This is a genomic window from Colwellia sp. MB3u-45, from assembly GCF_014077005.1.
Lineage (GTDB): Bacteria > Pseudomonadota > Gammaproteobacteria > Enterobacterales > Alteromonadaceae > Cognaticolwellia.
The window spans coordinates 535,647-548,629 of record NZ_JACGVC010000049.1; the positions used below are offsets into that span (position 1 = coordinate 535,647).

Consider the following 12,983-nt stretch of genomic DNA (forward strand, 5'->3'; position numbering starts at 1 on the left):
ACAACAAAGCGGTCATCAGCGATAGGCAAGTAGAGGCTATAAAATCAAACTGGTGCTCAGCTAAAATATCCATGCATAATATTTTTTGTCCTTCGTCGGTATCAAAACACATTGAGGTGGTAATGCAGAGCCCATCTCCTGTAATAGATTGGTAGGGTGGTGAAATATGTATTTGATGGGGCTGTCTGATGGTGTGTTGAGCGTTTGATTTCCTTTAGTGTTAATGAAGGTGAAATCAATGTAGTTTGAGCTACAGAAGCGACTGTTGTTATTGTCATTTGTTATTCCTCGTAGCTAAAGAGCTACATAAGCTATTGATGGCATTTTTTAAGTAGGAGGTACTAGTTAATCAGTAACTGTCTCTAAGCTATATCCAAAGAGTTACTGATTTGCGTTAACTGATGTTCAAATACATCATCAATAGACTGAATAACCAAACTAGCTTGTTCAAAATATACTTGTTGATCTAACGTAATTTTATCGGCATTAAGAAAAGCTTGGTCAACGGTAGACAAGAACATTTCGGTTTGCTCTTGTGTGATTTTAATTAACTTATTATGTTCTTCTAAATATTGTGGCAAACAATGAAGTTGATGCAATACAGTTTTAATTACTTCACTAATTTGTTGTTGTAAGAAACTTAGACGAATATTGTCGGTACTAGAACAAGTTTTTTGTGTTGCGACGCTCACGCCAATGGCTCTTGCCTGACCAATCATTTCTGTAGCACCGATCACTTCACGCCAAACATAACCAGCTTCAGGAAACTGTAGTAAAAATTGAGAAAATAACAGACCTTTTTCGGCTTCGTCTTCAAGTAAATATAATATGTTGCTAATGAGTAGTGTATGTTGATCAAAACTATTGTCTGCGCTTGTACTACCTGTACTAAGTCTTTGCCAGTGATCCAAAAAGCTGTGCCAACGCTCATTATCTTTAGCAAAAGTTAGCTCATTTTCTCTAATATTTTCTTGAATGCGCTGTCTGATGGTCTTCATTTTAGGTAACATCTCTTTTTTGCCATTTAAATATGCCGCGGTCATTCCTCTGTGTTGTTGAATAAAATAAATAAGTTCTTTTAAAGCTCTTACATTCAGCAAACCTTGATGCTGTATTTTAAAGCGATTTTTTTTAGAAAGTCTTAGTTTTAAATAAAAGATAACTAGGATAAATATTAGCAGTACAATTATTTGATAAAGATTCATTTGTTAGTAACCCTCTTTTTAAGTTAATTCTTTGCACAGCTAATGGGTAAGTTTTCTCAAGTGTTCTGCCACAAGTTCAGTTTGTTTAGCAATGTCAGCATTGGCTTCTGAACTTTGAACAATTTGCTCGACATGTCGTGATATTTCTTCCGTAGCTAAGACTTGTTGCTCGGCATTTACTGAAACGACTTCTGTTTCCTGTTGCACTGAGTCTGTTGCCGAGGCTATTTTTTCCAGCATTTTGTTAACATTTTTTGCTTTTTCACCACAAGCATTTGTTTTGTCGAAGACAAGTTTCATACTTTCAACAGTATTACTGCTTTGGCTTAATACCTGATTGATTATATTGGCTATGTGATCGCTAGAACTATTTGTGCTTATTGCTAGGTTTCTAACTTCTTCTGCCACAACAGCAAAGCCTCGACCAAAACTACCAGCGCGCGCAGCTTCAATAGATGCGTTCAATCCTAATAAATTGATTTGTGATGATATCTTTCGAATAGATTCAGTGATCAAAGTGACTTCCTGTGCCAAATCGTCTAAATCTTGCATGCCTTGTTGTGTTTGAGACACTTCTTTGCTTACCTCTAATATCGCGCCTGTTAACAAAGTAATATGATTTTGTCCACTCTGTACTATTTCATCCGCATGCTTAGCAGAGCTGTGTACTGCGGAAATTTTACTGCTGACTTCACTAATTGATTGGCTCATTTCTAAAATTGCAGCTGCGGTCGACGATGTTGCATTAAATTGCTTTTCCACATTGTTCGATAAACTTATCGTGGTTTCTATTACTTGGCTTGCAGAGTAAGTTACTTCCTTTAACTTATTTTTTTGCTGCTGATTAATACGCGATAACTCTCGAAAAGATTGTAATAGTGCAATTGACGTGTTTTTGGATAATAACGTATCGAACTTCAGGCTTCGGTAGTCAAAACTTACCGGGTCAATATTATTTATGATTGAATTGAACTGATGTTCTTGGCGTGAAAAGGTTAATGTTAGCCCGAAAAAAAAATAAAGAATGACAGCAGAAAATAGTGCAGCCTCTGTACTTCCAAAAAAAGGAACAGTATTAATTAAGGTAAGCATTAATGTAATAAAACAGATTAAAGTTAGCTTAAGGCCTAATAATCTTATTAAATATTCAACTGGTAGAAAAATGACCATAATAATTCATATACACTCAATTTAATTGCATTTTTCCTAAAGCAAGATATACGCCAAAACATAATCAACTGTTTTTAAAGTATTATTTTAAAATATACCCATTTAAAAACCGCTTTCTGGTAATAAAATGGTGCAATTGCACTAAAAAAAGGGGTTTCAAACTTAATTATCGAACTCCTGTCAATTATGAAGTGAGTTGCTGCCAGTGGTAGAGTAATCAGTTAATATTAAAAAAGCTTAACTAAGTGTTACAAAATAGGATCAAAGATTTTATAACGCCTCGTGCCCCTTTGCACCAGAGGAGTACGAAAAATATGTCAGCTATATAATCGGAAAGTTGACCTTTTTGTTTAACCTATTTATGTCAACACTACGCACAAAGTTAGCATTAGCAGTTTTATGATGAACGACGGCTGTGGCCTAGTTGTCTGTCAGCCTAGATGACTCAATGACAAAACTTCCATCAAAAAAATATATATTTCAATCAATGGGCAACGTCGGCGATCAGGAGACTGTTAACTTAAATTTTTTGAAAGATATTTTGGTATCTAAACCTAATAATTTCAGTTTCCAACTTTATCTAGAACCCACAGCAAGTGTGTAAATTCAGAGCACCTTAGCCTTCTATATTGTTATGCAAGCGTTAACGCCATAGAATATATAGGCTGATACCCACTATCATTTAAGGTAGTGGGTATCAAGCTAACGTAGTTAGGTTAAATCCTGCAACAAAAAATGAGGATGTAAATTAACAGCCCCGTGATTCGTTAGATTGAGACAAATAATACACCACGACTGTAAAAGCCGAGTATTACCATTTAAAGACATTAAATATCTGCTGCCATTGTTCATCAAACTCAGCTTCAATTAACATTTCTAGCCCTGTTACGGGGTGAATAAACTCCACCTGTTTAGCCATTAACATTAAACGTTTAAAACCAAAGTGTTCACCAAAAAATGGATTTTGCTTATTGTCACCATAATTTATATCACCAATGATAGGGTGGCGTAAGTGAGCAAGATGTCGACGAATTTGGTGACGGCGTCCCGTATGAGGTTGACATTTAATTAACGAATATCGCACGCTTGTATAATTACCTAAGGGCACCGGCAATGACGCAATAGCGACTGACTTGTAAAATGTTTCTGCACTTTGCGCGTCTTTATCACGGCTAACATTTTTATCTCCTAAATCATCAAGCTTTTCTTTTAATGGGTGATCAATAACCCCTTCATTTAGCAAATGTCCCCGCGTTAAGGCAAAATAAGTTTTTTTTATCTTCCTCTCGCTAAACGCTTGCCCCATTAAGCGAGCTACATCCTGGGTTAAGGCAAATAACAACACACCTGATGTGGGTCTATCAAGCCGATGTAATGGGTAAACATATTGGCCAATTTGATCACGAATAAGTTGTAAAGCAAAGTAAATTTCATCTTTGTCCATAAAGCTTCGGTGGACAAAAAGCCCTGGGGGTTTATCAACAGCCACAAGATATTCATCTTGATATAAAATTTTCAATAGTGGTTTTTCAACAATTACCGTACCCGCATTTTTAATTGTCATGTTAATTTATTTTTCTCTCTGATATTAACTTTTATTGCTCAAAATAATCTGGTTAATACCTCACAGGCCAAATGGTCAATATTCGTTATTGTTGTATTGTTGTATTGTTGTATTGTTGTTATTAATCGTTCGATAAAAATAGTACTTAGCCAATTTAGCGGTCAAAAATAGATTTTTACCTTCTCAGATTTAGTGCTGGATCTATTAACGTCACAGCAGTGCTACTTTAAGTGCTAAATAGAAATTGTGCAGTATAAATTTTATAGATAGAAGATAATAATCATTGCCGTTACCTAAAATCACAGGATAAAGATTAACGGTGGAGTTAAAGCAGCGTTATCTCTATAATGTTGTGTCATAACAACACCTAGCCACTTATTAAACTTTTAATAGCGACAGTAGATTCTATGAGTATAACTTCGGACACTATTTCTTCAATTTCAGCATTACTGAACTTATCAGATTCTCAATATTGTATTTACGACATCGGTCGTCGAGTAGATAAAATATCAATAGAGCAATTTGAACAAATTGAAGCAGCTCAACTGCCTTACCCCTTTCCAATTCAAGGTCATGCAATGCTTGCCATTGCATTTTGGCAAAAGCAATCTACTAGCCCTTACTTATGGTTTGTCAAACTACCGTTAGATGAACGAGGTCTATTAAATCAAGGAGCTAGGAATCATTTTATTGCCATTATTGTTGAAGCCTTAGGTGAAAACCTTACGGTAAATCCAACCGAGCAACAAGAAGCGTTACTGAAGAAAAATCCTTATCACTTTACACCGGCCCAGTATAAATTAGCCGCGATAAATAGTGTTTTGTCAACGTCGCTTAAACAAGCGGCCAGCAAGTTTTATGCACCTGCACAACGTTACTTATCGGGTGTCAACGGATGGGAAGCTTGGCAAGACCTTGGGGTACAAGGTTTATCTGACTTTGCCTTTCGACTCAACGAAGCTAACAACAGTGAGGTTTTAACCAACGCTTTAAGTTACTTGCCTGAACAAGTACTTGTTCCCTTATCTTCTGCACTTGAAAACGTTAGCTTACCTGTTGACGTTATTGAGCAAATAACACTACGTTTTCAACAAGCACAAGCCAGTAACAATACCGTCATTACCATCGCGTTGTTACGTGCACTTGCATCGAGTACAGAGCACACTTATAGTCAAAGCCTGCTGAATAATTTAATCATTAATCAAAGGTTAGATGAAGATATACTGATTATTATTGCGGGTCGTTTATGGCCAATATTAAGTACGGAAAAAATGCTTTTTGTCTACTTAGAGCATTTAATAAAAGATAAAAACAAGGCCTTATTTTCAGCAATATTTAAAGATTTAGTTGCAATACCGATGATACGCCCCGTACTATTGCAAGCCATTCGTTCACCAAAACGCAGCCCTGATTTGGCCCAAGCCATTGGCACGCTTTTTAAACCATAGGCATTCTCATGGAAAATATTTACTATCTACTTTTTATCGGCTTACTCTTTTGGTATTTTGTATATTTACGAAAAGTATCTGAGTATGCTCGCTCCCATGTTGATAAATATTGTAAAGATGAAAATTTGCAATTTATAGCGATAGCGCGTTTATCGAGTCGATTTAGGTTCTCTAAACGCTTAGGACCACATTGGTTAAGTCATTTTGATTTTGAATTTAGTGGTGATGGTGAATCTACATACCATGGCACAATGATATTACGCGGTTACAAACTTGACAATATCGACACGCCCCCTTACCGAGTTAACTAACACAACGCTGAATAAATAAGCAGGTAAAGGAAAAGCGACCTTAAGTCGCTTTTTTTTGATTTCGCTAATTATGCCCTTAACATATCGTTCCAAAAGGGTCTGTTCACTCCATGAATAACCTAAACGTCCTGCAAAGTATCCATATTAACCTAAATATATAACCTAATACTCTCTGAGCAATAAATTGATTAACGCTATAAATACAACGCTATTTTTTCTCTGTACTTAATCGTCTCCCTAGCTCTGTGCCTACTTAACAGTATGGAGTCTACTTTAATTGATGTGCTAAAATAGCTAGATAAACTTTTATTTTTATTAGTTTGATAAATGCCTATAAATGCACAAACAAATATCTCAGATAAACTGACTTCGCAGGCTAAATTAGTTACCCTTGATAACTCTCATTGAGTTTTATTTTAGTAATTTTCAAGTTAGCGTATACCGCCATATAGCTAACTTATTTTTGGAGGTCTTTTGCAACTTATTAAGTCGCTATTTTGCTGGCACGGTTTTGATAACCGACAACGTTTTATCTTTATTAGTCTTACATGTTTTCTTGCTTTTATCATACTAAATGAAAGCTTGAGTGATCATAAATTCAGCGCCATTTTTATACTGTTATTATGTTCATCAACATACTTAGCGGCTACTCGGCGCCGACTCAATGATGCGCACCTACATAACACTTGGATTCTAGCGCCTGCGGGCAGTTTTTTGGTAACAGGTTTTTTCATTGTTTTTACTGGCTACAACAGCAGCTATTGGTTGCTATTAATACCTTTACTTATGATGGTAGTACTTTTAACTTACCCAAGTAAAAGTCAAAAGCGCTATATACTTGGTTATAATGGTCCAGTTAATTTATCTGATTTTCAACAACTAAAAAAAACTAACTCTCGTAACAGCCAACGTATTGAACCTACTATGAATAGTGTCAATATCAGTCAATCTTCAATTAATAAAAATGATTATTCGCCACTTGCAGATAACAATCAAAATACCTCTTCAACCACCCATGCCAATCACTTCAGTGATAGTTCGCAAGATAAAGTCGAACTTGCTGAGTCAATTCGCTTAGCGCTTTTTAGCAAAAAAAATAGCCAACTCACTATAGCCTTGATTAGCTTTTTATTAGTAATAGCATTCATTATATCAATGCTATTTGCTAAACCAACACCGGCTGATAATCCTGTGGAACACACAAGTGAAATTCAAAAAACAGCAAAAGAATTTCAACATCAAATAACATTACCAGACAACTTCTCTATCATGATCGCTGCTGATAACGCTATTGTCATCCAGTGGCAAGCTAGTGTTAAAGATAACCTTAACGTTTGGTCCCTAGGCACTGCTGCAGGTGATAAAAGTTGTAAAAGCATCGAGTTTACGAAAGAAGAAGTGATCAGAACCTATAGTGTCAGCACAATAGATAACAAGTATTATGCCTATTTTTCGCCATTAGACACCAAAGCGTTAATTAAAAATATCGCTTTTAAAAACAAATTTTTACTCTGCGGTTACAGTTTCTCATTAAAAGGTAGTCAAGCTAGGTTAGGGAAATCGCCTTTTTATGCCAATTTAATTGAATATTAATTTGACCTAAAAATAAAAAAACCAGCATTGAATTAATTGATGATTGGATTTAAAGAGGGGTTAATGGCCTTGTTTAAAATAAGCTTTAACAAAATTTCTTGTTAGATTGGCTTAAAATTAGACTGGCATTAGTACGTTGAGTGAATTTTAGACGAAAAAAAAGCGGTTCAATGAACCGCATTTCTATAACTAGCTTATATGCATCCTGCATAAATATATAATGTTCCCTCTTCATCCATAAAGAGCTATCCCTAGCCTTTCCTAGCAAACCTTTTGCTGTCCATATTGTCCTTAATAATAACTATCCTAGTTACATCATATTGTCCTTAATAGTAACTATCCTAGTTACATCCTATTATCCTTAATAATAACTATCCTAGTTACATCAATTGTCTATATTCATCTTCCTGATGATTATTCCGTGACAACTATTCAATCTATCCTTGTGAGACATCCTATCTCTTTGCTAATCTAAGCATCCTAGTGGTAAACCATTACCGTTATTCGTAATCCCTTTGTCTTCCTGACAGGTATAATAGTAGACTAAATGCTAGCTTTTCAAAGTAGGTGATTTAAAAAAAACATCAAAAAATCAATCGCAGCATTGAAAAATAAAAAATAAACCTATAAAAACAACAGCTTAAAATAAATAAAAATATGTACATGCCTATCAAAAGTATTATATCTTACAGTAATGTGAGACATGTCTTACATTGAGTTAGCGCATTCAGGTGTACGAAAAACAAACTACTAGTATTGTGCCCCTTGCATTTTAAGATGCAGACTTGTGCAAGCTGAGAAAGGGTTCGCTACCAGACATAATTTAAGGCAGCACAATATAGGGTGAAAGTAACAGAAAGTTGGTTACCAGAGCCAAAAGCGTTTATTCTCGGCAACTGCGTGTGTGTCACCTTAGTAACTCAGATTTAGGTGGGAGCGTCTATATTGGAGTCTCTATGTGGGAGCGTTTATATAAAAGCCTTTAGGTAAGAGTCTCTATATAAAAGTATTGCCAAAATCGATAACACCAAAGGTGACGCTTTCTTGGCTTGCTCGTTGGGAGTTAAGTTAGAAATGATAAGGGTCTATAACAAAAAGCCTACTAGAAATGTTATGAGAAAATCTTTTAGTTAGTTAAGTGCTAATGTCGCTATAACATCACAGCCAATAACTAAATGCCAGTCGCCCATAATCAATGAAAACCATAACCCTAGTGACGAGTTGATGATTTAGCTAGCGAGCTAAAGTAAAGCTTTTGGTTGTATCACTTTACTTATATAAAATTGACAGCTAAATGCTTAAGAATTAACTTTCCGCTGCTTCTCGATAATAAACCATCAAAGAACCAGAGACATTACCAACAGCAACTTCTTTAATGAACTGATAGTTTACGTCTTTAAAAAATGCTTTATATTTTTTACTGGTAGCGTAAACAGCAACGCCTTCACTGTCTTTGTGCTCTGCTAAAATGGTATTTACCGCTGCCATTAAATAATGACCAAAGCCATGGTGTTGATGTAATGGATGTATAGCAATAAAAGACAACATGTGAAATTTTTTCAACGGAACTGTCGCTAAAACAATATTTTCTTTTTCAATCATTTGTTTGGTACTAAAATAACCGGCACCCAGCATCATTTTCAAGCGCCAATGCCAAAATCGCTCAGATGACACACCTTCTTCAGGGTTATTTAAGCAGGCAACACCCACCATGGTTTCACCTAAATACAAACCGATCATTGGCTGCTTTGCTTGCCAAAAAACATTCAGTTCTTCGCGTATCGCTGCCCGTAAGCGTTGTTCATAATCGCTTTTATCCGCAGAGAATATTTCAAGAAACACCGGGTCATCATGATACGCTTGGTATAATAATGATGCGGCTAATTTTAAATCTTCAGCCGAAAGGTATGCAGCTTTTATATCGACATTGGTTTTTTCAATGACTTCTGGTGACATCTAGAGTCCCTCATAAATAGTACGATTTTTATTGTTTTTTTATCTATCAACCATATCAGGATATTAGAAATCAGGTCAAACTTTATTACTATACATAAGCGACAAGCCACGCTATTTTCGCTAATAGTCGCTTTATTACTGCGAAATAACATAACCTTGTCAGTTTAATTTATTTTTTAATATCACCCGAATTTAACTAAACAATAACGGTAAACTAAGGCCAATAATGCGCCGAACAACAACCAACTGCTGCCTCCTGAGTGTTCATCGTAGTATTCAACCGCTATATACTCAGGATCATAGTCGCTACTTTCTAATGGCAGTGCATAAAGCGCATTAGTATTGTTGGCACTGTAAGTCGCCACCACAGGACTAAAGCCCACTTCATATAAATCAATTAGCACATCATAATGATCTGCTACATAACCTGAATCTAACTGAGTAACTACTTCAAACTCATCTTCACTATCTTCGCCAGTAATAACAAAGTCATCACTAGAAAAGTACAAAACCCAAGGCCCACCGTTTTGACTCAGGTATAAATCAGCATAAACAACGGCTTGTTCATTCGCCATTGACGATAATATATCGGCATCGAATGTGACGCTAAAACTCTGATAATAGCCGTCTTCATCAATATCCAGAATAAGCTCACTGTAACCGCTGTAAATTGAAAAACTATGATACGAGCCGGCATCATATTCAGTATCTTGACTTAGCGCTGATGTGAGTAAATTTGATGTTGCTTTTTGCTGGCGGGCATAGCTTACCTCAGGTCGACTCATGCCTTTAAATGCTAAGGTTCTCTGGGAAATCTTGACTTGCCCTTTAGGGTTAAGGTTAGTTTTTTCACGCTCGACGACATTATTTTTTAATCCGCTAACAGAGCGACTTGCCTGTTCAACTTCTAGCTGCGTTTGTGCAACAGACACTTGGCTGACCAACAACAATGTTGCCGTTAACTTGATAGTAAATTTCTGATTAAATAGCTTATTAAGTCGTTTGTTAAACAGTTTATAAAAAATTTTATTAAACATAATGATAGCCTTGATAAAGTATGGCTGTCATTTAACCTGAGGTATTCTGAACCCTAGCTGAACACTGTTTTTAACTTTTAAATACTACCGTCATTAAACACCATGAGATGCAGACGAATAAAACAGTAAGCTTATATTCAGAAAGCATTCAGTTTAGTTATTTTAAAATAACCCCTACTTGGATTCTATCCATCATTATTTTACACTGTTTGACAATCTCGTTTTGATCAAGTCGTTTTAATAAGGTTTCACAATGAAAAAACAATTATTTATCTTAAGCGTAGTAACGTCATTAATAGCAGCCCCAGTGTTTGCTAGTATTGAGGCTACGCCTAATAGCTTGATGATTGTAAAAGCTAACTATGGTCAATCTAACAGTGCTAAATCACTTAGTCCTCAACAAGCGGCCCGAATTGTTCAAAATAAATTTGGCGGTAAAATATTAAAAGTTAATAACAATGGTTCTAAAAAAAATCCAAGCTACCGGGTAAAGTTACTTAAAGACAACGGTCATGTAATTTCAGTTAACGTTGACGCCCAATCAGGCCGTGTATCAGGAAACTAATTAATGCGAATTTTGCTCATCGAAGACGATAAAAATCTGCAACAACACGTGAAAGATCATTTAATCACGGCAAAATACTGTGTCGATGTGGCAAGTGATGGTGAGCATGGTTTATTTCAAGGCCAAGAGTTTCCATACGATGCGGCTATTATTGATTTAGGCTTACCAAAAATTGACGGCGTGAGCGTTGTTAAATCTTTGCGCGAACAAGGTTTTAGCTTTCCTATATTAATACTCACGGCGCGTGGTAGTTGGCAAGATAAAGTCGCTGGATTAGACGCTGGCGCTGATGATTATTTAACTAAACCTTTTCATATTGAAGAACTTTTAGCACGGTTAAATGCCTTAATTAGACGCAGTGCCGGTCAAGCAAGTCCGTTAATCGCAAATGGCCCCTTTGCGATTAACACCGCAAGTAGGCAGGTTAGCGTTAATCAACAGGCTATTTCGCTCAGTAGTTATGAATACAAATTATTTGAATATTTGATGCACCATTTAGGTGAAGTCAAATCAAAAACACAGCTCACCGAACATATTTATGATCAAGACTTTGACTTGGACTCCAACGTGATAGAAGTTTTTATCCGCCGCCTACGAAAGAAACTTGACCCTGAAAACCAATACCAATTTATTGAAACGTTACGTGGCCAAGGCTATTTATTAAAAGACTTAACACATCTAACCTCTGGTTAATCAAACTAACATAGCATTGGGCTTTTATTTTACAAAAGGTAAATTTAGTTGTTAAATTCGCTAAAAAAGTCACTTAAATCATTAAAAACCAGAGTGCTGCTTAGTGCCTTATTAATGATTTTCATCTTATTGCCCATTGTTGGGTTGATTATCAGTAATGCCTATGAAAAACATATGCTTGCTAGTTTAAAAAATGAACTCTCTGCTTATTCCTACTCAATTTTAGCCATTATTGAAGTTGAAAATAACAGCTTGCTGATGCCTGAGCAGTTATTGGAAACGCAATTTAATGTTAGCCAGTCAGGCTTATATGCGGTGCTCACTAGTAGCTCAGCAACCATGCAAGAAAATACGGCGCATCAACTACCCAGCTCACCTGAAAAGCTTTGGAGTTCTCAGTCATTACTGTCGCCATGGACGGCAGAAAACTTTCAACAACCTCACTTAGGAGAAAGTGCATTTTATCAAGCTCAGATAGCAGCGCAGCCACACTTTGTTTATAGCTTAAGTGTCAGTTATGGCAGTGAACAACAACCTTTGCCCATGACCCTACATATTATTAAACAACAAAACGACTTAACTCAGATGATGGCCGAATTTCATCGCCAATTAATGCTAGGGTTAGCCGGTTTAATGCTAGTACTTTTATTGATTCAATACCTTTGGTCGTTATGGACGTTAAAGCCGTTAAAAACCTTACAAACAGAGCTTAGTGATGTCGAACAAGGCAAAAGTGAGCGTCTTATCGGCACTTACCCAACCGAGCTACATCAAGTGACTGAGCAATTGAATTTATTATTAAATGCCGAACAAAAACAGCGCCAGCGCTATCGTAATGCCTTATCAGATCTCGCTCATAGTTTAAAAACACCCCTGGCCGTTATGCAAACTCAGGCCGCGCTATCGCCACTAACTCAAGAGCAGCTCAATATTATTAATGCCATCATTGAATATCAGTTACGCAAAGCACAAAGCGCTGGCCAATCCTCCTGGTACTTGGGTACAGCGGTAGCACCAATAGCCAATAAATTAATCAAAAGTTTAGAAAAAATATACCGCGATAAATCCTTATTATTTGTGGTCAATATCACCGATGAATGCAACTTTAAAGGTGATGAAGCCGATCTATTAGAAATACTAGGTAACCTATTAGATAACGCCTGCAAAGCCGCTAAGCAAGAAATACAACTTGAGATCCGTCACAGTAGCAAAAACATGATGATCATTATTGAAGATGACGGGGCTGGCATAGCGCCCGACTTAAGAGAAGAGATATTACAACGTGGTACTCGAGCCGACACTTATCAGCATGGTCATGGCATTGGTTTGGCGATAGTGCGAGATTTAGTCAATAGTTACCAAGGTAGCATATGCATTGAGTCGTCAGCGCGACTAAAAGGTGCCAAGTTTACACTTAATTTCCCACTATAAAATTTAACTC

11 protein-coding genes are annotated in these 12,983 nt (G+C 36.4%); 6 read left to right on the forward strand and 5 right to left on the reverse strand.

All coding sequences use genetic code 11. The features are described 5' to 3' along the window. Positions 1–362: 362 nt before the first annotated feature. The 3 genes from H4J41_RS13275 to truC all read right to left on the reverse strand — a co-directional run bounded on the left by H4J41_RS13275 (position 363) and on the right by truC (position 3,939). A complete protein-coding gene (locus H4J41_RS13275; protein ID WP_182137631.1) occupies positions 363–1,205 on the reverse strand; it encodes a nitrate- and nitrite sensing domain-containing protein in 843 nt (280 codons plus the stop codon). Positions 1,206–1,244: 39 nt separating this feature from the next. Next, positions 1,245–2,297 carry a methyl-accepting chemotaxis protein gene (locus H4J41_RS13280; RefSeq protein ID WP_182137630.1) on the reverse strand — a complete coding sequence of 351 codons (1,053 nt, stop codon included), beginning with the start codon at positions 2,295–2,297 and terminating at the stop codon, positions 1,245–1,247. A gap of 889 nt (positions 2,298–3,186) precedes the next feature. Further along, positions 3,187–3,939 (reverse strand): tRNA pseudouridine(65) synthase TruC, encoded by a 753-nt coding sequence (gene truC / locus H4J41_RS13285; RefSeq protein ID WP_182137629.1) that lies wholly within the window; start codon positions 3,937–3,939, stop codon positions 3,187–3,189. A 407-nt stretch (positions 3,940–4,346) separates the two neighbouring features. On the opposite strand from truC, the gene H4J41_RS13290 reads away from it, so the two are divergent. The 3 genes from H4J41_RS13290 (at position 4,347) to H4J41_RS13300 (ending at position 7,291) form a co-directional block, all read left to right on the forward strand. Further along, a complete protein-coding gene (locus H4J41_RS13290; protein ID WP_182137628.1) occupies positions 4,347–5,387 on the forward strand; it encodes a DUF3549 family protein in 1,041 nt (346 codons plus the stop codon). An 8-nt stretch (positions 5,388–5,395) separates the two neighbouring features. After that, entirely contained in the window at positions 5,396–5,698 is a 303-nt protein-coding gene (locus H4J41_RS13295; protein ID WP_182137627.1) for a DUF3301 domain-containing protein, read from the forward strand. Positions 5,699–6,280: 582 nt separating this feature from the next. Continuing rightward, a complete protein-coding gene (locus tag H4J41_RS13300) occupies positions 6,281–7,291 on the forward strand; it encodes a hypothetical protein (protein WP_182137626.1) in 1,011 nt (336 codons plus the stop codon). A gap of 1,305 nt (positions 7,292–8,596) precedes the next feature. Here the strand turns inward: H4J41_RS13300 and H4J41_RS13305 are convergent. Both H4J41_RS13305 and H4J41_RS13310 read right to left on the reverse strand, forming a co-directional pair. Further along, positions 8,597–9,247: a GNAT family N-acetyltransferase gene (locus H4J41_RS13305; protein WP_182137625.1), complete on the reverse strand. Its 651-nt coding sequence runs from the start codon at positions 9,245–9,247 to the stop codon at positions 8,597–8,599. 182 nt (positions 9,248–9,429) lie between these two features. Then, entirely contained in the window at positions 9,430–10,284 is an 855-nt protein-coding gene (locus H4J41_RS13310; protein WP_182137624.1) for a choice-of-anchor H family protein, read from the reverse strand. Positions 10,285–10,537: 253 nt separating this feature from the next. Here H4J41_RS13310 and H4J41_RS13315 point away from each other — a divergent pair, with 253 nt between their 5' ends. Genes H4J41_RS13315 through H4J41_RS13325 form a run of 3 tightly spaced genes read left to right on the forward strand, consistent with a single transcriptional unit; the run spans position 10,538 to position 12,973 of the window. Then, on the forward strand, positions 10,538–10,849 hold the full coding sequence (locus H4J41_RS13315; RefSeq protein ID WP_182137623.1) for a PepSY domain-containing protein: 312 nt from the start codon (positions 10,538–10,540) through the stop codon (positions 10,847–10,849). A 3-nt stretch (positions 10,850–10,852) separates the two neighbouring features. Next, positions 10,853–11,542, forward strand: coding sequence for a response regulator transcription factor (locus H4J41_RS13320; protein ID WP_182137622.1), 690 nt, complete (start codon positions 10,853–10,855; stop codon positions 11,540–11,542). Positions 11,543–11,590: 48 nt separating this feature from the next. Next, on the forward strand, positions 11,591–12,973 hold the full coding sequence (locus H4J41_RS13325) for an ATP-binding protein (protein ID WP_259364550.1): 1,383 nt from the start codon (positions 11,591–11,593) through the stop codon (positions 12,971–12,973). Positions 12,974–12,983 lie beyond the last annotated feature (10 nt).